This window comes from Streptosporangium sp. 'caverna' (genome assembly GCF_003203775.1).
Classification (GTDB): Bacteria; Actinomycetota; Actinomycetes; order Streptosporangiales; family Streptosporangiaceae; genus Streptosporangium; species Streptosporangium subroseum.
In genome coordinates, this window is record NZ_CP029711.1 from 8,897,030 (window position 1) to 8,919,175 (window position 22,146).

A 22,146-nucleotide genomic window follows, 5' to 3' on the forward strand; every position below is an offset into this window, starting at 1 on the left:
TGCGCCGCCAGGGACTCGAACCCCGGACCCGCTGATTAAGAGTCAGCTGCTCTAACCAACTGAGCTAGCGGCGCTTGCAACGAAGGAAACTCTAGCAGCAGCGCCAGTGCCCTCGCACATCAGATAATCCCCCGGATACGGACTCGGGGCCGGACAGTCTCTCAACTGTCCGGCCCCGGCGTCTTCACGTAATCCCTTGAACACGGACTCGGGGCCGGACAGTCCCCCAACTGTCCGGCCCCGGCCTCTTCACGGGCCTCTCCATCGTCTCCCCCAAGACTCCGGCGGCACCGCTCAGGGACGCGATCCCCCTCGCGTCCTGTATCCGGTGAAAAGTCTCTGCAATGCTCCCCCCGGGCTTCGCAGACCCCCTTGACCTGCCTCAACATTACCGAGCCAAATGTAACGAGCAGCCCATACAACGGTTGATTTTGCGCCTACACCCAAGGTTCGCCCGGTATCACCGAACCGGTCCGGCAAGACCGTCAGATGTCCCCGGCGGCCGGAAGCTCAGGGTAGCTCGAGATTGACCTCGGTCGTCTCCCGCAGCGCCCGGCTCACCGTGCAGTATTTCTCCTCCACCCGCTGAGCCACCGCGCGGAGGACCTCCGCGGCCTTCTCGTCGCCTTCCGGCAGCTCCACGTCATAGGTGATGGTGATCGGCCCGAGCTTCGACGTTTCGACCTTCTCCGCCTGGACGGTCATCGCCAGGCGGACCATCCGATGACCGCGCTGGGCCGTCAGCGGCTCCACCGTGACGATGTTGCAGCCTCCCAGCGCCACGAGCAGCAGCTCCACCGGCGTGAACACGCCCTGCTCGTCACCGGTCCCCATGAGGACCTCGGCTCCACGGTCGTTACGGCCCACAAAACCGTCCTCGGTCCGCTCCACTCTCACCGACGCCATGACATTCCTCCCGTAGTTGTGCCGATCACCCTATCGAGGCAATCGGAACAGGGACGGAACGTGCTCAGGGCGGTGGTCAGAGCGGAGCGGGACCTCAGGCCTCGGGATGTTTGGACAGATAGCGGATGTAGAACGGGCGCAGGGCCTCACCCAGCTCGCCCTGACCCGACGCCATCGCGTCACTGAGCAGAGCCGACAGCCGGCTGAGGTCGTTCGCCGTCTCGTCCTCGTTTCCGCTGGACGCCTGCGCCGGGGGGATCATGCTGAGCAACTCCCACAGGAAGCCGAAGTCCGCGTGGTGCACGGCATAGTGGACTGCACGCTCATGTAGTTCCTGGGCCGACAGCGCCTCAAGATCATCCGTTTCCAACTGACCCACCCCCTCAGGCCCCTTCTGCCCCGAGATTACGTCGATCATGCGCGATCAGGGAGCCAACCGGACGATCATCTTCCCCACGTTGGCCCCGCGGAGCATGTCGATGAAGGCCGCCGGGGCGTTCTCCAGGCCGTCGACGACGGTCTCCTCGAAGGTGATCTTTCCCTCACGCAGGCCCTCTCCCACCTCGGCGATCATGTCGGGCCTGCGCGCGGCATGGTCGGTCACGATGAAACCGCGCAGGGTGAGACGCTCGCCGACGGCCCGGCCCAGGTTCCGCGGGCCGGGCACGGGGGAGGTGGCGTTGTAGGTGGAGATCGATCCGCACATCGCGACCCGGCCGTATCTCCTGAGCGCGCCGATGGCCGCCTCCAGGTGATCGCCGCCGACATTGTCGAAGTAGACGTCGATCCCGTCGGGAGCCGCCTTCGCGAGCTGCTCGTGGACCGGGCCCTTCCTGTAGTTGAAGGCGGCGTCGAAGCCGAGCTCCCCGGTCAGGTGGGCGACCTTCTCGTCCGATCCGGCGCTGCCCACGACCCGGGAGGCGCCCCTCAGCCGGGCGAGCTGCCCGACCAGGCTGCCGACGGCCCCGGCCGCGCCCGACACGAACACCGCCTCGCCCTCCTTGAACGCGGCGATGTCGAGCAGGCCCACGTAGGCGGTGAGACCGGGCATGCCGAGCACTCCGAGATAGGCCGAGAGCGAGACGCCGGGGATCTCCTCGACCGTGCGGGCCTCGCTCGCGTCGAGGACCGCGCGCTCGCGCCAGCCGTGCCCGTGCAGAACGAGATCACCGGCGGCGAGATCGGGGGAACGCGACTCGACGACCCTGCCGATCGCCCGTCCTTCGAGGGGCTTGCCGAGTTCGAAGGGCGGGTTGTACGCCTTGACGTCGTTCATGCGTCCCCGCATGTAGGGGTCGACGCTCATGAAGAGGTTCTGGACGAGGACCTGCCCCTCCCGGGGGTCGGGCAGTTCCACCGCCGCCGGCTCGAAGTTCTCCGGCGTCGGCCATCCGTCGGGCCGTGAGACGAGCCGGATCTCCCGTGTTCTCGTACGGCCTGCGGATCCAGCGTGGTCAGACATGGCAAACCCTCTCAGACGGTGCGCGCTCCCGGAAGGAGCCGTTTCCCTCAGTCGAATCTTCCTCGCCGGAGGCCGCGGGCGCTTGGCTCCTCACCCGCGGACGGCGGCAGGCATCTGGGATCCTCCCCACAAGAGCCGGCGGGCATCGCCCGCGCCTCCTATGGTTTGGGGCTGCGCGACCACCACCCGTCCGGGTCGGGCGCCCCCGGTTTCGGCAGGTAGCCGCCCCGATCGCCCCCAGAGTGATTAGTGTCCGTATATACCTTCTATATCCGCTCTTGGGAGCGGATCTATCGCCCGTCCGACCATCCATGCGAGGATGCCGAAACGTGAAAATCATCATTAAAATCCTGGTTGTGGCAGCCGCCCTGTGGGCGGCGACACAGCTCGTGGACGGCATCACCGTCTCCGCCGCGACCACCACCGAGCAGATCGTCACCCTTGTCGCGGTCGCCTTCGTGTTCGGAATCGTCAACGCGGTCCTCAAGCCGATCATCATGACGCTCGGCTGCGCGTTCTACATCCTCACCCTCGGGCTGTTCGCCCTGGTGGTGAACGCCGGCCTGCTGCTCCTGACCAGCTGGATCGCCGCCCAGCTCCACCTGTCCTTCCACGTGGAGGGCTTCTGGGCCGCGTTCTGGGGCGCGATCATCGTCGGTGTGATCAGCTGGCTGCTCGACCTGGTGCTCGGCGACTGACCCGATGATCGTTGTCCTTGACGGCGCCCATCTGACCTGCGAGCAGGTCCACCGGGCGGCACACGGCTCCGGGATCCTGATGGGCTCCACCCAGCATGCCGAGGTCGCCTGGCGGACGGCCGGTTCGCTCACCGGACCGGTGTACGGCCAGACCACCGGCGTGGGCGCCAACAAGGACGTACCGGTCGAGGCCTCCGGGCTCGACCTGCTCCGCAGCCACGCGGGCGGCGCCGGACCGCTGATCGAGGAGTCCCGCGCCCGCGCCACCCTCGTCGTCCGCCTCAACCAGCTCCTCACCGGCGGCTCCGGGCTCGACCCCGCCCTCCTCCCCGCCCTCGCGAGCGCCGTCAACCGGGGTCTCACTCCCCCGATCCGCACCTACGGCGCCATCGGCACCGGCGACCTCACCGCCCTGGCCACCACCGCCCTCTGCCTCCTCGGCGAGCTGCCCTGGACCCCGGCCTCCGGCGAGGGGCACGCGCGGAGCGCGGACGCCGCGCCCCGGCTCACGCCGGCCTCCGGCGACGTGCCCCGGTCCGAGCCGGTCTCCGGTGACGCACCCTGGTTCGCGCCGATCTCCGATGACGCGCCCCGATTCGCCCTGGCCTCCGGCGACGCGCTGCCCTTCATCAGTTCGGGCGCGGCGACCCTCGCGGACGCGGCCCTGGCCTGCCACCGCCTGAGACTTCTCCTGACCGCCGCCACGGCCGTCGCGGCCCACTCCTTCCGGGCGGTCGACGCCTCGCTCGAACCGCTGGCGCAGGCCGTACAGCGCAGGCCGAACCAGGCCGCGGTCGCGGCCGGGCTGCGTGCCCAGGTCGGCGCCACCAGCCCGCGGCACATCCAGGACCCCTACGGCTACCGCGCCTTCCCGCAGGTCCACGGCGCCGTCCTCGACGCCCTGGACTACGCGGAACAGGCCGTCACCGAGGATCTCAACACGGCCCCCGAGAACCCGCTGATCGCGGACGGCCGGGCCTGGCACAACGGCAACTTCCACTCCGCGCGGGTGGCCCTCGCCCTCGACGCCCTCCGGGCCGCGCTCGTCCAGACCGCGACGCTGAGCGCCACCAGGCTGACCACCCTGACCGACCCCGCCCACACGGGCCTGCTCCCGTTTCTGGCCGAGCGCCCAGGACTGTCCGGGGTGATGATCCTCGAATACGTCGCCCATTCCGCCCTGGCCGCCCTGCGTCAGCTGGCCGTGCCCGTCACCCTCGGCACCGGCGTGCTCTCCCTCGGAACCGAGGACCACGCGAGCTTCACCCCCCAGGCGGCCCGCTCCACCCTCGCCGCGACGGAACCGTTCGAGATCATCCTGGCCTGCGAGCTGGTCGCCGCCGTGCGGGCTCTGCGCCAGCGCGGGCTCCCCTGCGACATCCCCCTCGACCCCGCCATGGCCGACCGCCCCCTGGACGGCGACATCGACGCGGCACGCGGGCTGCTGCCCGGACTCGCGCTCCATCGCCCGCCGCGCCCCCGGGTGGAGGCCGTGGAGATCGCGGCCGGATCAGCCGACCGAACCGCGCGCGCGGAGCTGCGGAGCCTGGACGATACGGCGGCGGCGGGTGTTGCCGTCGGCCGCGGCCACGACCATCCGGACGGCGGCGCGGACGATGCCGTCGATGTCCCAGTCGACCGTGGTGAGCCCGGGGGTGAGCAGACCCGACATGGGATGGTTGTCGTAGCCCATCACGGACACGTCGGCGGGGATCCGGAGGCCCTGCTCGTCCGCCGCCGCGTACACCCCGTAGGCGATCGAGTCGCTGAAGCAGAAGAAGGCCCGGTGCCCGTCGCCGAGCATCCGGCGGGCGACCTCCGTGGCGGCCGTCAGCGCCTGGGGAGCGGTGACCACCTCGATGTCCAGCCCCAGCCGCCCGCCCTCGGCGAGGACGTGCACGTCCGCGGGCCGGTCGGGAGTGCTGGCCAGGGTCGAGGTGAGTAGGACGAGACGCCGGTGTCCCCGGTCGCGCAGGTGCTCCAGTGCCAGGGTCACGCCGGACCGGTTGTCGAACACGACCTCTCCCGCCGTGCGCGCCCCGGCCAGCCCGTCGCCGATCGACACCACCGGCAGGCTCTCGCACAGCTCGGCCCAGAACGGCGCCGCCGGGTTCACCGGCTGCACGATCAGGGCGTCCACCCGCTGGTCACGGAGCTGGCGGGCCATCGTGTGCTCCCGGGCCGGGTCACCGGCGGCGTCCAGGATCAGCGCGTAGCGGTCGTTGTCCTTGAGCGCCCGTCCGATGCCGACGCCCAGGGCCTGCTGCCAGAGATCTTCGAGGGAGCCGCAGAGCAGACCGATCATGCCGGTCCGGCCGCTGGCCAGCGCGCGGGCGATGGGATCGGCCTCGTAGCCGAGCTCATCGGCGGCCTGGCGCACGCGTTCGATGGTCTCCTCGGACACCTGCAGGCCGCGCAGAGCGTACGAGACCGCTGCCGGAGAGAGACCGGTGGCCTTCGCCACCTCACGAATCGTCGCTCGTTTCCTGGGCTGAGGCATCCAACCAGCCTATGGCTCCGGTCTGTCAAGAGTGTGATCTCCGCCTGATCAACGGAATAAGACGCATTGACACATCTGGTGTGAAGCGGTTCACTGAAACGGTTCACTGAACCGTGTCACTCGGAAGTGTTACATGGTCAGGGGTTTTACCTATATTCTAGGTAGGAAATACACCGAAGGGATCGGGCCGTAATGCCGCGAAGGGAGAGACGGGAGATGGCCATCGATGTGCACCAGCATCTGTGGGCGCCCGCGTTCGTGGACGCGCTGCGGCGGCGCACGGCCTCACCCCGCCTTGACGGCTGGACCCTCCACCTGGACGGCGAGCCTCCCTACGAGGTGAATCCCGGCGACCACGACCTCACCGGGCGGCTCGCGCTGAACGAGGGGCTCGATCTGGCCCTGGTGTCGCTGTCCAGCCCGCTCGGCATCGAGTCACTACCGCCCGAGGACGCCTGGCCGATCATCGACGCCTACCACGAGGACGCCCGCGCCCTGCCCGCACCGTTCGGCGCCTGGGCGGCGACCTGCCTCAGCGCCGTCGACCCGGCCCGACTCGCAAGGACCCTCGACGAGGGATTCGCCGGGCTCCAGCTCCCCGCCACGGCTCTGCGCAACGCGGAGGACCTCGCGCGAATCGCCCCGCTGCTCGACGTACTCACCGAACGCGACCTGCCGCTCTTTGTGCACCCCGGCCCGGCCACCGACCCGGAGGGACCCGGCTGGTGGCCCGCCGTCGTGCCGTACGTGCAGCAGATGCACGCCTCCTGGTTCGCCTTCGCCGCCTTCGGCCGCGCCCGCCACCCCGAGCTCAGCGTCTGCTTCTCGCTGCTGGCCGGGCTGGCCCCGCTCCACTCCGAGCGCCTGAAGAACCGGGGCGGCGACAGCCGGGGGTCGGTGGACTCCGGCATGTTCCTGGAGACCTCCTCCTACGGTCCGCGCGCCATCGACACGATCGTCCGCGAGCTCGGCATCGACGTCGTGGTCAACGGTTCTGACCTGCCCTACGCCACCGCCCCGGATCCCGCGCTCGGCGACGCCGCCTGGCACGCCGTCGCGGTCACCAATCCCAGCCGTCTGCTGAACCGAAAGGAGTCGCGAAAGTGAACCAGTCCAAGGGCCGCGAGAGCTGTGCGCCTCCGGGAGGCCGGCCTGCGAGCGAACGAGACAAGCCGCTTACCGTGCTCACCGCGCGGGCGAACGCGGGTTCCCGACCCGCCGGTTGGGAGATTTCATGAGTTACGAGACCCTGCCCGCCCGCGCCCTCGACCGGCGTGAGCTGCTCGACCTGGTCAACGAGCTGGCCGCCGACCCGTCCCGCTGGGCGGACCAGGTGGACTTCCCCGAGGACGGGGACCGCCACTACGCCTCCCTCTACCGGGACTCCTACGTCGACGTCTGGCTCCTGTGCTGGCGGCCCGAGGACGACACCGGCTGGCACGACCACGACATCTCCTCCGGCGCGGTCCGGGTGGTGGCCGGAACGCTGCTGGAGTGCAACCCGCGCATCGGCGGCGAGCACCTGGAATCCGTGATCACGAAGGACGAGTCCTTCTCCTTCGGCCCCGACCACATTCACCGGCTGAGCGGCGTCGAGCACGGCAGCGTCTCGATCCACGCCTACTCGCCGCCGCTATGGCGTCTCGGCCAGTACTCGATCAGCGACACCGGCGTGATGCGCCGCATCTCGGTCAGCTACGCCGACGAACTGCGTCCCGTGGACGAGATCCCGGAGATGGAAGAGGTCGCCTGAGAACGATCGGGCCGGTCTCCGTCGCGTACGGCTCCCGCCGCAAGCGGGAGCCGTACCGTTTGGCCCGGTCGACAGGGGTGATCGCCCAGGGGGCGCCCGCCGTACGGTACGGCGGGCGCCCCCTTTCGAGCGCTTGACCTTCCGGCCAGGACGTCCCTACTGGAACACGCGCTCCCTGACCGCGTTGGCCATGCCCGGGTCGTCGGCGAAGACGCCGTCGAGGCCGAGCCCGTAGAGCTTCTCCAGCCAGCCCATCACGTTGCCCGTGGCACGCGGGAAGGCGGGATTGGCCGTGTTGCCGAGCCGGAAGTCCACCGGGAGCTGGGAGTTCTCGTTCCTGATGGTCCAGGTGTGAACCTTCAGACCGGCCCGGTGTGCGTCCTGGATGAGCGTGGTGGGGGCCGCCGTGCGGCCGTCGGGGCCGAGGGGGACGATCCGCTTGGTGTCGACGCCGACGCCGTACGCGTAGCTCGCCACATCGCGCAATCCCTCGCGGGTGACCATGGTGTCGTAGGTGCGCGGGTCTCCGGCGGCCGCCCAGTCGTACGGCGCGCCGGTGGCGTTGATCAGCTGCATCAGCGGCAGGCGGGTCTTCTTGCTGAGCTCGCGCAGGTTGCCGCTCTCGAACGACTGGATGAAGACCGGGTCGTTCCGTCCGCTCCAGCCGTTCTTGCGGAGCACCTCCAGCAGGGGCTCCTCCAGGGAGAGCCCGATGGAGTCGAAGTAGCTCGGGTGCTTGGTCTCGGGGTAGACGCCGACGCCGCTCCGCCGGGCGAGCTTGACGACCTCGTCGAAGGTCGGGATCTGGGCGAGGCCGTTGAAGGCGGTGTTGTCAGGACGCAGGTCAGGGATGCGCTCCTCGGCCCTGAGCGTCCGCAGCTCGGCGAGGGTGAAGTCCTCGGTGAACCAGCCGGTGATCGCGAGGCCGTCGATGGTCTTGGTCGTACGGCGGGCCGCGAACTCGGGGTGGCTCTCGACGTCGGTGGTGCCGGAGATCTCGTTCTCGTGCCGGGCGACCAGCACGCGGTCCTTGGTCGAGACCAGATCGGGCTCGATGTAGTCGGCGCCGAGCGCGATCGCCGTCTCGTAGGAGAGCAGCGTGTGCTCGGGCCGGTGGGCGCTGGCGCCCCGGTGCCCGACGACGATGGGGGCGGAACCACGGCGGTCGGCGGTCGCGGGTTCGGGTTGCTGCAGCACAACGGCGACGGTGCCGGTCGCGAGGACGGCCAGCGTCACGCTCAGGAGCTTACGGATCATGTCAAGAACCGTAGGAGTCATAGGTAACCGTCAGGTGCCCGGCACACGACGGGCACCGCACACCCAGGTGTCCGAGGCATTGACCCGAGGGCCCCGCGCAAAAGAGGGGCAGCGCCCGCGGGGTGCGGGCGCTGCCGGGGGATGCGAGGTTGTGAAGGTCAGCCGGCGTGAACGGGGCGGCCGGTCCGGGTGATCGGCAGCTTCTTCGCCAGGTCCGTCGCGGCGGGCGGCTGGGTCAGGTATTCGGGGGCGCAACTGGTGCCGCGCGGCGGTGTCCTGAGCTCGATCAGGTATTTCGCGATCTTGTCGTGCGCGCAGACGCTGTTGCGGAACTGGCCGTGCCCGACACCCTCGTACTCAAGCACCACCGATCGCGGGATCTGCTGCGCGGCCGCGTGGTTCCACGCCGCCGGGGTGCCGACGTCATGGCGGGCCGTGACCACCAGAACGGGCGGGTTTCCACTGATCTTGAGCCGGTGCTGCGGGTTGGACACGGGGCCCTGCCAGTTGAGGCAGCTCGTCACGTCGGACCAGAACGGCGAGAGCTTCGTGTGCGGGGCGACCTTTTCGAGCTGCCGCCTGTACTGGTCGAGCTGGGAGAAGCTCCTGACGTCCCACGTCCAGTCGGAGCACCAGATGGCGGGGTAGGGGTTGCCGACCACCTCCGCCTTGGTGATGGCCGCCCTCGCCGAGGGCGAGCCGTCGGCGAGATCCCTCAGCCAGCCGGCGGCGTCGAACCAGGTGCTCGGGTCGTACATGTAGTCGAACAGCCCCAGCCGCAGTTCCTCGGCGGAGATCGGGGTGCCGTCGGCGTCCGTCAGGTCGCCGGCCGTCGCCTTCGCGTGCAACCCGTCCCACACGTCGACGACGTTCCGGCCGTACAGCGGGCAGGCCGCGGTCTCACCGCACCATTTGGCGAATTCGAGGAAGCTGCCCTCGAAGTCCTCCGTCGTGGTCTTCAGGTACTGCCACGCGGAGGTGATGCTGTGGTCCATGTTGGAGTCGATCGCCATCGCGCGGAGGTTCCCCGGGAACAGCTCGGCGTACTGCTGGCCGACCTGCGTGCCGTAGGAGATCGCGAAAAAGCTGATCTTGCGCTCGCCGAGCGCCACCCGGATCGCGTCGATGTCGCGGGCCGCACTGGTGGTGTCCACGTGGTCGAACAGCGGGCCGGTCTGCTCGCGGCAGTCCTTCGACAGGTCCGCGTTGAACTGCAGGAGCGCCCGGTATTCGGCCTCGTCTGCCGGATAGGTGGTCGGCGTGCGGTTGACCAGGTCCTCGCTGCACACCGCCTGGGTGCTGCGGCCGACGCCGCGTGGGTCGAGGCTGACGAGGTCGAAGTACTGCCGGATCGGATCGCTCTCCGGGATGGCCCCGTTGAGGATGAACGGACTGATCCCCGAGCCGCCGGGGCCGCCCGGGTGGACGACCAGCACGCCGATCCGCTTGGCCGGGTCCAGTGCCTTGAGCCGGCCGATCGCCAGGTCAAGGGTCGGCCCGCCCGGCTTCTTCCAGTCGATCGGCACCTTCAGGGTCGCGCACTCGCCCTTGGTGGTGCCGCACTCCGCCCACTGGATCGGCGCGGAGGAGCGCCCTTCCGAGGCCGCGGCCTGCTCGACAGTCGGCTCTGCGAGGACCGGCTGGGAGAGCGAGGACGTCAGCGCGAGCGCCGTGAGAACAACGGTGAATAACCGCCTCTTCATGCGTTCCTTTCACAGTCACGTGCCGCGTGCGAGGGGGCGGCGATGAATCAGGAACACACGTGAATGGCTCCGGCCGTCGCCGGCGGGGCAGATGCCGCATCGCCGGTCGAGGGAGGGATCCGCCTGAACCCGCCTCGCATGCATTCCCTTCTGGAGAGGGTGCTCCGTGATTCTTACCGGTAGATAAGACCAAAAATCGTAATATCGACCGGCAAAAATGATCATAGCGACGAGGCGGGACCGATGTTGATGTTCAGCAATATCGGATGACAGGAGGCGTCATCCCAGAGGAAGCGGGTCCGCCACGGGGCGGGCCTTCTCCTCCTTCTCCGCGGGAGGCGTCGGACGCCCGGCCAGGAACCCGGCGGGCAGCTGGAGCACGCACACGCCCAGCCCGACCAGCAGCGGAAGCGTCCAGCCGCCCGAGCTCTGGTAGAGCGCGCCGATCACGAGCGGCCCCAGCGCCGCCAGCGTGTATCCGACGGACTGGGCGACGGCCGACAGCGCGGTGACCGAGGCGGGATCGGGGGCGCGGAGCGCGACGATCAGCAGGGCCAGCGCGACCGAGCCGCCCTGTCCCAGGCCAAGGATGATCATCCACAGGGAGGGGGAGGCCGCGGGGGCGAGCAGGATGCCGACGTATCCGGCGATGGTGAGCACGCTCGCGACCGTCATGTACGGCACCTGCGACCGGGCCCTTCCCGCGAAGAGCGGGACCGTGAGCGTGGCGGCCATCTGTGCCAGATGCGTCAGCCCGAGCATGTATCCCGCCTGGTCGGCGGGGAGCCCGGCGTCCTGGAAGATCGTCGGCACCCAGGCCAGCATGATGTAGAAGGTCAGCGACTGCAGGCCCATGTAGGCGGTCACGAACCAGGTCACCCGGCTGCGCAGCATCACGCGGAACGGCCTGGGCACCGCGCTCTGCGCCACGGGGCGTCGCAGCGCCTGCGGCAGCCAGAGCACCATCGCCACGACGGCCGGGATCGCGGCCATCGCCGTCACCTCGCGCCAGCCGTAACCGGTGGCACGCTCCAGCGGCACCACCAGTCCGGACATGGTGGCGGCGCCGAGCACGAGGCCCGAGACGTAGACCGAGGTGAACAGGCCGATCCGGGAGGGGAAGTGCTGCTTGACGACGCCGGGCATCGCCACGTTCATGATGCCGATCGCCGTACCGGCGATCGCCGCGCCGATGTAGAGCGCGGGGACGCTGCCCGCGCTGCGCAGCACCACCCCGGCGGCCAGGATCAGCAGTCCGGCCATGACCGTGCGGTCCAGGCCGAACCGGCGGGCCAGGAGCGGGGCGAGCGGGCCCAGCACGCCCAGGCAGATCACCATGACCGTGGTGATCGCCCCGCCCCCGGCCGCGCTCAGTCCGAGGTCGCCCATGACCTCGTCGAGCACCGGCGACATCCCGGCCAGCGCCGGTCTCAGGTTGAGCGAGGCGAGCACGAATCCCACGATCAACAGAACCCGCGACAAACTGACTCTTCGCTCAGACATTGCCCAACCTTCCCACACCCCCGAAACCGCCCAGCACCCCCATAAGAGGGTCAGAAGGGGTATCTCGCGATGTCTCCCTGCATCGTCACCCACTGGGTCTCGGTGAAGGCCTCGATGTTGGCCCGGCCCCCGCCGAAACGAGAGCCGGTGCCCGAGGCGCCCACCCCGCCGAACGGAGCCGTCGCCTCGTCGTCCACGGTCTGGTCGTTGATGTGGACGATCCCGGTGGGGATGAGGTCGGCCAGCGCGAGGCCCTTCATCACATCGCGGGTGAGGATGCCCAGGGACAGTCCGTACTCGCTGTCGGACGCCAGCGCGGCGGCCTCCTCGACCGTGGAGAACGGCATGACCGGGGCCACCGGGCCGAACACCTCCTGGGTGTAGGCGGGAGCGCCCGCGGGAAGGTCGGCCAGCACCGTGGGCCGGTAGAACAGCCCCTCGTAGGTGCCGCCCGCGGCGAGCCGCGCCCCGGCCTCGACGCTCGCGGTGACGAGGCCGTGGACCTTGTCCCGCTGACCGGCGTCGATCAGGGGGCCGAGCGCGACCTGCCCGCCCATCGGGTCGCCGACCGGCAGGTGGTCGGCCTTCTCCGCGAGCCGGGCGACATACTCCTCCACGATCGAGGCGTGCACCAGGTGCCGGCCCGTCGTCATGCAGATCTGCCCCTGGTGCAGGAACGAGCCCCAGGCTCCCGCCGAGACCGCGAGATCCAGGTCGACGTCGTCCAGCACGATCAGCGCGCTGTTGCCGCCGAGCTCCAGGTGCGCCCGCTTGAGCAGGCGCCCGCACGCCTCCCCCACCGCCCGGCCGGCGGCGGTCGAGCCGGTGAAGGAGATCACCCGCACCAGCGGGTCACCGACCAGTGCCTGCCCGGTCTCGGCTCCGCCGGGGAGCACGTGCAGCAGGCCCGGAGGCAGCCCCGCCTCCTCGAAGACGCGGGCGATCGCGACGCCGCCGGAGACGGCGGTGCGCGGGTCGGGCTTGAGGATCACCGCGTTGCCCACGGCGAGCGCCGGGGCGACCGAGCGGATGGCGAGAATCAGCGGGAAGTTGAACGGAGCGATCACCCCGACGACCCCCACCGGGACGCGGCGGGCCAGGCTGAGCCGCTTCTTGGAAGTCGGCAGGATCTCTCCCAGCGGCTGGGAGACCAGCGCCGCGGCCTCGTAGCACTCCTGTGCGGCGATGTGAGTCTCGAGCTCCGCCTTGGGACGGACCGCTCCGGTCTCACGGACCACCCAGTCGTCGATCTCCGCCGCGTGTTCCTCGAACAACCTCCCCGCCCGCCGCAGCACGGCCGCCCGCTCCTCGAACGAGGCCGCCGCCCACTCCCTCTGTGCCCGTACGGCCCGCACCGCCGCCGCTGCCACGTCCTCGGGCCCGGCGATGCCGACCCGGCCGAGCTCCGCGCCGGTGGCCGGCTCGACGACGGCCGCGTCACCGGCCCGCGAGGTGTTCCAGCCGTCGCCGAAGACCTGGCCGGTCCACGTCTTGGCATCCATGAGCGTCATAACGGTTCCTTCTCTCAATCTGTCAGGGTTGAAAATCCGTGTCGGGAACGACCGCCACGTCGAGCAGCAGGGGCTCACCTCGCTCCGCGAGCCCCGGGATCACCTCGTCGAGCACGTCGACCGGTTCGGGGTAGGCCTCCACCCGTCGCGCCGGGCAACCCGGCGATCGCGAATCCGAGCCCGCCCATCGCCGCCGAGAGGAAGCCCAGGGGGCGTCGCGCCGGGGTCAGGCGGTGTGGGTCCGGCCGAGAGGACGGGGCCTCCTCCACGACCACGGTCTCGGGCGCGAGCCGTACGGCCGGCTCGCGCAGGACGTGCACGGCCCGCGGCGCCTCCCCCGGCGCCGGCGGGACGGGCGGCGCGTGCGGGAAGGCGCGGCACGGCGGTGGAACGGGCGGGCAGCGTGACGGCGAGGCGGGCGCGGACGGCGGCGGGGGAAGCGACGAAGGCCAGGTCGACGGAGCTGCGGTGAACCTCGGCCGGGTCGTCGGCGACGAGCGCCACGGCGGTGGGCCGGACAATCCGCGGCGGCGCGGCGGGCACGGCGGCATCCGTGCCGTCCATGACACCCGCGGCATCGGCGCCATCCGTGTCACCCGCGATATCCGCGCGCCCCTCCCTGCCACTCGGTGGGGCGGTTATGGGACGACGCACAGGACCTCCCGGGGGAGACGTTAGGGAGTTGTGTTCGTCATACGCACAATGATTCTTCGAACGAACGACATGTAACGCGGAAGTTACGCCGCGAATATCGGGTATGTCAAGGAATCATGATCAAAAAGTTGACCGCCCGGACGATGAGTAAGTATGTTCGTTCAAAGAACGTTCGTTCGCATGACGAACACATGGGAAGGGAGCCCGATGGCCACGGTGGTTCCACTCGCCGAAGCGGTGGCCGAGCTCGTGCACGACGGTGACAGCGTGGCGATGGAGGGTTTCACCCACCTGATCCCGTACGCGGCCGGACACGAGATCATCCGGCAGGGCCGCCGCGACCTCACCCTGATCAGGATGACCCCGGATCTGCTCTACGACCAGATGATCGGAATGGGCTGCGCCCGGAAACTGGTCTTCTCCTGGGGCGGAAACCCCGGGGTGGGCTCGCTGCACCGCTTCCGTGACGCGGTGCAGAACAGCTGGCCCGCTCCGCTGGAGATCGAGGAGCACAGCCACGCGGGCATCGCCAACGCCTACGTCGCCGGAGCCTCGGGACTGCCCTTCGCGGTGCTGCGCGGCTACCGGGGCACCGACCTGCCCGCGCACACCCCCAACATCAAGCCGATCACCTGCCCGTTCACCGGCGAGGAGCTCACCGCCGTCCCCGCGATCAACCCCGACGTCGCCGTCGTGCACGCGCAACGCGCCGACCGGCGGGGCAACGTGCAGCTCTGGGGGATCACCGGCGTGCAGAAGGAGGCCGTTCTGTCGGCCCGGCGCTCGCTGGTCACCGTGGAGGAGCTGGTCGAGGAGCTGGAGCCCCGCCCCGGCGCGATCGTGCTGCCCGGCTGGGCGATCACGCACGTGTCCGAGGCCCCCGGAGGTTCCCATCCCTCCTACAGCGCCGGTTACTCCACGCGTGACAACGACTTCTATCTCGCCTGGGACGAGATCGGCCGCGACCGCGAGACCTTCGTGGCCTGGATGAAGGAGAACGTGCTGTGACGACCGACCTCGGCACCGGCTACACCTCCGACGAGATGATGACGGTGGCGGCGGCCAGGCGGCTGCGCGACGGCCAGTCGTGTTTTGTCGGCATCGGCCTGCCCAGCACGGCGGCCAACCTCGCCCGCCGTACGAACGCCCCCGACCTCGTCCTCATCTACGAGTCCGGGACCATCGGCGCCAAGCCCGACCAGCCGCCCCTGTCGATCGGGGACGGCGTGCTGGCCGAGACCGCCGACGCCGTCGTCAGCGTGCCGGAGATCTTCAACTACTGGCTCCAGCCGGGCCGCATCGACGTCGGCTTCCTCGGCGCCGCCCAGATCGACCGGTTCGGCAACATCAACACGACCGTGATCGGCCCGTACGACGACCCGAAGGTCCGCCTGCCCGGCGCGGGCGGGGCTCCCGAGATCGCCGCCTCCTGCCGCGAGGTGACGGTGATCGTACGGCAGAGCCGCCGCGCGTTCGTCGAGCGCGTGGACTTCGTCACCTCGGTCGGCTTCGGCTCCGGACCGGGCGACAGGGAACGCCTCGGCCTGCGGGGCAGCGGCCCCCGTACGGTCATCACCGACCTGGGGATCCTGGAGCCCGACCCGGTCGGCTGCGAGCTGGTCCTCACCCACCTGCATCCCGGCGTCACCCTCGACCAGGCCCGCGCCGCCACCGGCTGGGAGCTGGCCGCCGCCCCCGACCTGCGCGAGACCGAGCCCCCGACCCCCGACGAGCTCGCCGCCCTGCGCAAGCTTACCGGGAAATGACCATGGAACGGCCTCACCCCGAAGCCATCGTGCGACCTCGCTCCAAGGTGACCCTCATCCGGTCGAATCCCGAAGCGACCACGGAACGGCCTCGTCCCGAAGCGACCGTGAGACGGCGCCCCGTCTTTCTCACGGCCTCTCTCCCGGTCACGAGGTTCGCGAGACACCGGCACCCGTCGGACAGGAGTTTCAGATCATGAACGACGTCTTCGTCCTCGACGCGGTCCGCACGCCCATCGGCCGGTACGGCGGGGCGCTGTCGGGCGTCCGCCCCGACGACCTGGCCGCGCACGTGGTCCGCGCGCTGGCGGACCGCTCCCCCGATCTCGACCCCGCCGCGATCGAGGACGTGTTCTTCGGCGCGGCCAACGGCGCGGGCGAGGACAACCGCGACGTCGCGCGGATGGCCGTCCTGCTCGCCGGGCTGCCGGTGACGGTGCCGGGCACGACCGTCAACCGGCTCTGCGGTTCCGGCCTGGAGGCGGCGATCGCCGCCTCGCGCGCCGTGGCCGTGGGAGACGCGTCCCTGGTGATCGCCGGCGGTTCGGAGTCGATGAGCCGGGCGCCCTGGGTGATGCCCAAACCGGCGCGCGGCTTCGACCGGGGACCGCAGACCCTGCACGACACGTCCCTCGGCTGGCGCATGGTCAATCCCCGCATGCCCGCCGAGTGGACGATCCCCCTGGGCGAGTGCGCGGAGATCCTGGCGGAACGCTACGAGATCAGCCGCGAGGCCCAGGACCGGTTCGCCCTGCGCAGCCATCGGCTCGCGGCCGCGGCCTGGGAGCGCGGCGTCTTCGGCGACGAGGTGGTCCCGCTCGACGCCCTCGACCACGACGAGTCCGTCAGGGCCGACTCCAGCGCGGAGTCCCTCGCCAAGCTGAAGCCGGTCTTCCGTTCCGGTGGCACCGTCACCGCGGGCAACTCCTCCCCGCTCAACGACGGCGCCAGTGCCCTGCTCATCGGCGACGAGGCGGGCGCCGCCCGGTCCGGCCACGCTCCTCTGGCCAGGATCGTGGCCCGCGCGGTGGTCGGCATCGAGCCGCAGCTGTTCGGCATCGGACCGGTCGAAGCCGCCCGCACGGCGCTCAAGCGCGCGGGCATCACCTGGTCCGACCTGCGCGCGGTCGAGCTCAACGAGGCCTTCGCCGCCCAGTCCCTGGCCTGCCTGGCCGAGTGGCCCGACCTCGATCCCGAGATCGTCAACGTCAACGGCGGCGCGATCGCCCTCGGCCATCCGCTCGGCTCCTCGGGCGCGCGCATCCTGGGCGCCCTCGCCCACGAGCTGCGCCGCAGGGGCGGCGGGTACGGACTGGCCGCCATCTGCATCGGGGTGGGCCAGGGACTCGCGGTCGTCCTTGAGGGAACCGGGTCCTGATCGCGTGACAGGCTGTCCTCCTTGGAAAACGCGAGCTATTCGGAGATGAGCATGGCCGCTTCGACGACCGGTGGGCTGTTCTCCGGGACGTTCGCCAGGGGTGGGGCCGCGCCCGAGATGTCGGACGCGGCGTGGCTGGCCGCGATGCTGGACGTCGAGGCCGCGCTGGCAGGCGCCCAGGCGGCGATCGGCCTGGTCCCCGCCGAGGTGGCCGCCGAGGTGAAGGACGCCTGCCGGCCCGAGTCCTTCGACATCGCGGAGCTGGGCGGCGCCGCGGCTCAGTCGGGAAACCCCGTGATCCCCCTCGTCGCCGCCCTGCGCGAGCGGGTCAAGCCCGAGCTTCGGCGGTTCGTGCACTACGGCGCCACCAGTCAGGACATCAACGACACGGCGTCGATGCTGATCGCCCGCCGCGCCCTGGTGCCGATCCTGGCCGACCTGTCCGCCTGCGCCGACGCGTGCGCGCGGCTGGCCGGCGAGCACCGCGGCACCGTCATGGCCGGGCGCACGGTCCTGCAGCACGCCGTGCCCGTCACCTTCGGGCTCAAGGCCGCGGGCTGGATGAGCGCGCTGGACCACGCGCGGGCCGGCCTGTCGGAGTTGCGGCTGCCCGTCCAGTACGGCGGAGCGGCGGGCACCCTGTCCGTCCTGGGCGACCGGGGCCACGAGGTCCTCCCGCGCCTCGCGGCCGAGCTCGGCCTGGCCGACCCGGTCATCCCCTGGCACACCGACAGGACTCCGGTGGCCCGGCTGGCCTGCGCCCTCGGCATGGCCTCCGGGACGCTCGGCAAGATCGCGACCGATGTGAAGCTGCTGGCCCAGACCGAGGTGGGAGAGGCGGCCGAGCCCACGGCGCCCGGCCGCGGCAACTCCAGCGCCATGCCGCACAAGCGCAATCCGGTGGGCGCGATGTCCGTGCTCGCCTGCGTCCAGCGCGTCCCCGGGCTGGTGGCCTCGGTGCTCGGCGGCATGCTCCAGGAGCACGAACGCGCGGCCGGCCCCTGGCAGGCCGAGTGGGAGACGCTGGGCGAGCTGCTCCGGCTCACGGGCAGCGCCGCCTCCTGGCTCCGCGAGGTGCTGGAGGGCCTGACCGTGGACGCCTCGCGGATGCGCGCCAACCTCGACGCGACGCGAGGGCTGATGATGGCCGAGCACGTCGTGGCCCGGCTCGGCGGCACGTCACAGGCCCGGGGGCTGGTGGACGCCGTCTGCGCCCGCGCGGCCGACGAGGGCCTGCCGCTGCGGGAGACCCTGCTCGCGGACCCCGGCGTGGACCTGACCCCGGAGGAGATCGACGCCGCCCTGGACCCGGCGGCCTACCTCGGCTCCGCCCTGACCTTCGTCGACCGAGCGCTCGACGCCCACCCGAACGCAACAAGGAGCTGAAAGATGGACGTGTGGAAGGCCGGAGACGCGACGCGCCGGGCCGTACTGAGCGATGAGCACGTGGACCGCGCCGCCGCGGGCGCCACGCCGTTCACCGCGGACTTCCAGGAGTTCATCACCAAATACGCCTGGGGGGAGATCTGGACCCGCCCCGGCCTGGACCGGCGGACCCGCAGCTGCATCACCCTCGCCATGCTGGCCGCGCTCGGGCACGAACACGAGCTGGCCATGCACGTGCGGGCGGCACGCCGCATCGGCCTCACCGAGGACGAGATCAAGGAGGTGCTGCTGCAGACCGCGATCTACGCGGGCGTGCCGGCGGCCAATCGGGCGTTCGCGGTGGCGCAGGCGGCGCTAGAGTTCGACCGGAATGAGGAGGACCGGAATGGTCGAACCGGTTGATCGTGGCTCCGACCACGTGCAGTCCCTGGCCCGCGGGCTCTCCGTCATCAGGGCGTTCAGCGCGACCAGCCCCGAACTCACGCTCAGCGAGGTCGCCCGCGCGACCGATCTGACCCGCGCGGCGGCCCGGCGGTTCCTGCTGACGCTCGTCGACCTCGGCTACGTCAGGACCGACGGGCGGCTGTTCGCGCTCTCCCCGCGCGTGCTGGACCTGGGTTACGCCTACCTGTCCAGCCTCTCCCTGCCCGAGGTCGCCGAGCCGCATCTCGAACGGCTCGTCGCCGAGGTGCACGAGTCGGCGTCCGTGGCCGTGCTCGACGGCGAGGACGTCGTCTACGTGGCCCGGGTGGCCACCAGCCGGATCATGCGGGTGACCATCAACATCGGCACCCGCTTCCCGGCCCACTGCACCTCGATGGGCAGGGTGCTGCTGGCCTGGATGCCCTCGGACGACCTCGACGCCTACCTGGAACACGCCGAGCTGCGCAGGCTGACCTCCCACACCGTCACGTCGCCCTCCGTCCTCCGGACCGAGCTCGACAGGATCCGCTCCCAGGGCTGGGCGATGGTCGACCAGGAGCTGGAAGAGGGACTGCGCTCGATCGCCGTGCCCCTGCGGGAGCGTTCGGGGCGGGTGACCGCCGCGATGAACATCTCCTCCCACGCGAGCCGTACGACCGTCGAGTCGGCCCGCCGCGACCTGCTGCCGCCGCTGCTCGCCGCGGCCGCGCGGGTGGAGGCGGACCTCCATTCGATGGGTACGGCCGGCACCGCGCTCTCCCGTTGACGCACCGGAATGATGACAACGTTGTCGACGAGCCGATACTGAGAAATGATCGACCCGTGACAGACAGTGCGCGCGGGCGTCCCACCATGAAGGACGTCGCGGCGGCGGCCGAGGTGGCGCTCAAGACCGTCTCCCGGGTCGTCAACGAGGAGCCGGGAGTCAACGCCGCCACGGCCGCGCGGGTCGTGGCCGCCATCGAACGGCTCGGCTACCGGCGCAACGAGAGTGCCCGGGTGCTCCGCAAGGGCCGGACGGCGAGCATCGGCCTGGTGATCGAGGACGTGGCCGACCCGTTCTACTCCGGGATCAGCCGCGCGGTCGAGGACGTGGCACTCCGGCACGGTTCCCTGGTGCTGAGCGGCTCCACGGGAAAGGAGCCCGAGCGCGAGCGGGGGCTGGTCCTGACCTTCTGCTCCCGGCGGGTGGACGGTCTGATCATCGTGCCGACCGGGTCCGACCACGAATACCTGCTGCCCGAACTCGACGCGGGCATCGCCGCCGTCTTCGCCGACCGGCCCGGCGGGCTGGACGTGGACACCGTGCTGTCCGACAACTCCGGCGGCGCGCGCACGGGGGTGACCCACCTGATCCGGCACGGCCACCGGCGCATCGCCTACGTCGGCGACAGCGCGTCCATCTTCACCGCCACCGAGCGCCTGTACGGCTACCGCCACGCCCTCCGGGACGCGGGTCTCCCCTACGACGAGTCCCTGGTCGCCACGGGTCCCGCGGAGCAGGCCGGAACCGCGCTGACCGGGATGCTCTCCCTCGACGACCCGCCCACAGCGGTGTTCACCGGCAACAGCCGGATCACCGTGGCCGTGCTGCGCACGGGACACCGCCTGGCCATGGTCGCCTTCGACGACTTCGAACTGGCCGACCTGCTGGTGCCCGCCGTGACCGTGGTGGCCCAGGACCCGGTGAGACTCGGCAGCACCGCGGCCGAGCTGCTCTTCCGCCGCCTCGCCGGTGAGCTGGGCACCCCCGAGCGCATCGAGCTGCCGACCCGTCTCATCCCCCGCGGATCGGGAGAGCTCCGGCCTTCGTGAGCACGGCGCGAGGTCCCGGCGCCTCCGGCTCCGCGGCGATCACGATCGTACGACGTGAGACTTCAGGTGGCCGGGAAGGATCCGGCGAGGAGAGCCGGCAGGGAGGTGCCCACGACCGGCGATCCAGAGCCTCGGGGCGTTTCTCCCATATATTCACTTAAGTGATTCCTGACGTCCTTTCCACGATCGCGATCGCCTTTCTCGTCCTCTACGCGATATGGATGATCGTTGCGAACCTGCCCCGCAGGGGCCGGTCCAGAACGTCGCTCACGCAGGCGGATCGCGAAGGCGTGGTCATTTACTGGCGGCCCGGCTGCAAGTACTGCATGAGGCTGCGCACACGTCTGCGCTTCACGCGGCTGCAGTACGTCGAGGTGAACATCTGGAGAGATGCCGAGGCCGCGGCGTTCGTCCGCTCGGTCGCGGGCGGGAACGAGACCGTGCCGACCGTGACCGTGGCCGGAAACGCCATGGTGAACCCGTCGAAGAGTCAGCTGCTGGAAGCGGTTGAGACGCATGCCTCGCGCCTACCACCGCCGACCGAAGCCGGGGATAGATGATCGTTTCCTGGAGAGTCTCCAGGGGATGAGAGTCGGCACCACCCTGTCCAGGGTCGTCCGTGACAGCGAAAGGCACTCTTCATGCGCATCGAAACCTTCGGAGTCATCGGCGCCGGAGCCATCGCCCAGGCCGTCGCCCGGCACGCGCTCAATGTCGGCCACAAGGTCACCCTCAGCAACAGTCGCGGGCCCGAGACGCTTGAGCCGCTCATCCACGAGCTCGGCCCCGGCGCGTCCGCCGGCACCATCGCCGAGGCGGCCCAGGCCGACGCCGTGCTGCTCGCCGTACCGTGGCCGCACATCCCGCAGGCCCTGTCCGGCCTGCCGCCGTGGGACGGCCGCATCCTCATCGACGCCACCAACCACTTCCTCACCGGACCGCCCGAGTTCGAGGTCGCCGACCTGGGCGGCCAGACCGGCAGCGAGGTCGTGGCCGGTCTGGCCCCCGGCGCCCATGTGATCAAGGCGTTCAACACGCTCTACGCCCAGCACATCGCGGCCGACCCCCGGCACGAGGCGGGCCGCCGGGTGCTGTTCCTGGCCGGTGACGACGCCGCCGCGGCGGCCGCCTTCGCGGAGTGGGCGGACGGGCTGGGATTCGCCCCGGTCAACGTGGGCGACCTGCGCACCGGCGGACGCCTGATGCAGCTGGGCGGTTCCCTGTCGTCTCTGCACCTGCTCAAGCAGGGCTGACGGCGCCCCTCAGGATCCGAGGGCCGACTCTCAGCACGCGCAGGGCCCTCTCATCCTGGCCGGTGTCGCCGGCATCGGCCAGGGCCACACCGCCTTGCCGGCCCACCGGGGAGCCTCGACGGCCACGACCGCCCGACAGAGCGCGCGGCGAATCGCATGCCGTCGGGCGGTCGAGGAG

The 22,146-nt window shown here is 70.6% G+C and carries 20 protein-coding genes, 1 tRNA gene and 1 pseudogene; 13 read left to right on the plus strand and 9 right to left on the minus strand.

Annotation, left to right across the window (positions count from 1 at the left end):
- The 4 genes from DKM19_RS38200 to DKM19_RS38215 all read right to left on the minus strand — a co-directional run bounded on the left by DKM19_RS38200 (nucleotide 1) and on the right by DKM19_RS38215 (nucleotide 2,368).
- Nucleotides 1-74 (minus strand) — tRNA-Lys (locus tag DKM19_RS38200).
- A 436-nt stretch (nucleotides 75-510) separates the two neighbouring features.
- Nucleotides 511-906 carry an OsmC family protein gene (locus tag DKM19_RS38205; protein ID WP_110702630.1) on the minus strand — a complete coding sequence of 132 codons (396 nt, stop codon included), beginning with the start codon at nucleotides 904-906 and terminating at the stop codon, nucleotides 511-513.
- A gap of 94 nt (nucleotides 907-1,000) precedes the next feature.
- Complete coding sequence (locus DKM19_RS38210; RefSeq protein WP_239513812.1) at nucleotides 1,001-1,285, minus strand: hypothetical protein; 285 nt, start codon at nucleotides 1,283-1,285, stop codon at nucleotides 1,001-1,003.
- Nucleotides 1,286-1,330: 45 nt separating this feature from the next.
- Complete coding sequence (locus DKM19_RS38215) at nucleotides 1,331-2,368, minus strand: NADP-dependent oxidoreductase (protein ID WP_110702631.1); 1,038 nt, start codon at nucleotides 2,366-2,368, stop codon at nucleotides 1,331-1,333.
- A gap of 329 nt (nucleotides 2,369-2,697) precedes the next feature.
- Between DKM19_RS38215 and DKM19_RS38220 the strand changes: the two genes are divergently transcribed.
- Both DKM19_RS38220 and DKM19_RS38225 read left to right on the plus strand, forming a co-directional pair.
- Nucleotides 2,698-3,066, plus strand: a complete 369-nt coding sequence (locus DKM19_RS38220; RefSeq protein ID WP_089208814.1) for a phage holin family protein — start codon at nucleotides 2,698-2,700, stop codon at nucleotides 3,064-3,066.
- A gap of 79 nt (nucleotides 3,067-3,145) precedes the next feature.
- A pseudogene (locus tag DKM19_RS38225) lies at nucleotides 3,146-4,420 on the plus strand (aromatic amino acid lyase); the annotation flags it as partial.
- A 156-nt stretch (nucleotides 4,421-4,576) separates the two neighbouring features.
- On the opposite strand, the gene DKM19_RS38230 reads toward DKM19_RS38225, so the two are convergent.
- Nucleotides 4,577-5,566, minus strand: coding sequence for a LacI family DNA-binding transcriptional regulator (locus DKM19_RS38230; protein ID WP_110702632.1), 990 nt, complete (start codon nucleotides 5,564-5,566; stop codon nucleotides 4,577-4,579).
- Nucleotides 5,567-5,782: 216 nt separating this feature from the next.
- On the opposite strand from DKM19_RS38230, the gene DKM19_RS38235 reads away from it, so the two are divergent.
- Nucleotides 5,783-6,673 (plus strand): amidohydrolase family protein, encoded by an 891-nt coding sequence (locus DKM19_RS38235; RefSeq protein WP_110702633.1) that lies wholly within the window; start codon nucleotides 5,783-5,785, stop codon nucleotides 6,671-6,673.
- A 127-nt stretch (nucleotides 6,674-6,800) separates the two neighbouring features.
- Complete coding sequence (locus DKM19_RS38240; protein ID WP_110702634.1) at nucleotides 6,801-7,319, plus strand: cysteine dioxygenase family protein; 519 nt, start codon at nucleotides 6,801-6,803, stop codon at nucleotides 7,317-7,319.
- 156 nt (nucleotides 7,320-7,475) lie between these two features.
- Here the strand turns inward: DKM19_RS38240 and DKM19_RS38245 are convergent, their stop codons facing one another.
- From DKM19_RS38245 to DKM19_RS38260, 4 genes are all read right to left on the minus strand, one after another.
- Nucleotides 7,476-8,576 (minus strand): glycerophosphodiester phosphodiesterase, encoded by a 1,101-nt coding sequence (locus tag DKM19_RS38245; protein WP_110702635.1) that lies wholly within the window; start codon nucleotides 8,574-8,576, stop codon nucleotides 7,476-7,478.
- 158 nt (nucleotides 8,577-8,734) lie between these two features.
- Nucleotides 8,735-10,279, minus strand: coding sequence for an alpha/beta hydrolase (locus DKM19_RS38250; protein ID WP_110702636.1), 1,545 nt, complete (start codon nucleotides 10,277-10,279; stop codon nucleotides 8,735-8,737).
- Between the two features lie 279 nt (nucleotides 10,280-10,558).
- The gene (locus DKM19_RS38255; RefSeq protein WP_110702637.1) at nucleotides 10,559-11,782 is read right to left on the minus strand and encodes an MFS transporter; all 1,224 of its coding nucleotides are present in this window, start codon (nucleotides 11,780-11,782) and stop codon (nucleotides 10,559-10,561) included.
- A gap of 50 nt (nucleotides 11,783-11,832) precedes the next feature.
- On the minus strand, nucleotides 11,833-13,293 hold the full coding sequence (locus DKM19_RS38260) for a benzaldehyde dehydrogenase (RefSeq protein ID WP_110702638.1): 1,461 nt from the start codon (nucleotides 13,291-13,293) through the stop codon (nucleotides 11,833-11,835).
- 834 nt (nucleotides 13,294-14,127) lie between these two features.
- Here DKM19_RS38260 and DKM19_RS38265 point away from each other — a divergent pair.
- From DKM19_RS38265 to DKM19_RS38305, 9 genes are all read left to right on the plus strand, one after another.
- Entirely contained in the window at nucleotides 14,128-14,955 is an 828-nt protein-coding gene (locus tag DKM19_RS38265) for a CoA transferase subunit A (RefSeq protein ID WP_369986912.1), read from the plus strand.
- A 35-nt stretch (nucleotides 14,956-14,990) separates the two neighbouring features.
- Nucleotides 14,991-15,713, plus strand: coding sequence for a CoA-transferase subunit beta (locus DKM19_RS38270; protein WP_110706284.1), 723 nt, complete (start codon nucleotides 14,991-14,993; stop codon nucleotides 15,711-15,713).
- Between the two features lie 196 nt (nucleotides 15,714-15,909).
- The gene (locus DKM19_RS38275) at nucleotides 15,910-17,091 is read left to right on the plus strand and encodes a thiolase family protein (RefSeq protein ID WP_110702640.1); all 1,182 of its coding nucleotides are present in this window, start codon (nucleotides 15,910-15,912) and stop codon (nucleotides 17,089-17,091) included.
- A 51-nt stretch (nucleotides 17,092-17,142) separates the two neighbouring features.
- Nucleotides 17,143-18,477, plus strand: a complete 1,335-nt coding sequence (gene pcaB, locus DKM19_RS38280; protein WP_110706285.1) for a 3-carboxy-cis,cis-muconate cycloisomerase — start codon at nucleotides 17,143-17,145, stop codon at nucleotides 18,475-18,477.
- Between the two features lie 3 nt (nucleotides 18,478-18,480).
- Nucleotides 18,481-18,879 carry a 4-carboxymuconolactone decarboxylase gene (pcaC, locus tag DKM19_RS38285; RefSeq protein WP_089208803.1) on the plus strand — a complete coding sequence of 133 codons (399 nt, stop codon included), beginning with the start codon at nucleotides 18,481-18,483 and terminating at the stop codon, nucleotides 18,877-18,879.
- Nucleotides 18,863-19,666, plus strand: coding sequence for an IclR family transcriptional regulator C-terminal domain-containing protein (locus DKM19_RS38290; protein ID WP_110702641.1), 804 nt, complete (start codon nucleotides 18,863-18,865; stop codon nucleotides 19,664-19,666). Before pcaC ends, DKM19_RS38290 begins: the two co-directional genes overlap by 17 nt.
- 56 nt (nucleotides 19,667-19,722) lie before the next feature.
- A complete protein-coding gene (locus tag DKM19_RS38295; protein WP_239513813.1) occupies nucleotides 19,723-20,715 on the plus strand; it encodes a LacI family DNA-binding transcriptional regulator in 993 nt (330 codons plus the stop codon).
- A 161-nt stretch (nucleotides 20,716-20,876) separates the two neighbouring features.
- Nucleotides 20,877-21,275, plus strand: coding sequence for a glutaredoxin domain-containing protein (locus DKM19_RS38300; RefSeq protein ID WP_239513814.1), 399 nt, complete (start codon nucleotides 20,877-20,879; stop codon nucleotides 21,273-21,275).
- Nucleotides 21,276-21,356: 81 nt separating this feature from the next.
- Complete coding sequence (locus DKM19_RS38305; RefSeq protein WP_110702643.1) at nucleotides 21,357-21,968, plus strand: NADPH-dependent F420 reductase; 612 nt, start codon at nucleotides 21,357-21,359, stop codon at nucleotides 21,966-21,968.
- The last annotated feature ends 178 nt before the right edge of the window (nucleotides 21,969-22,146 follow it).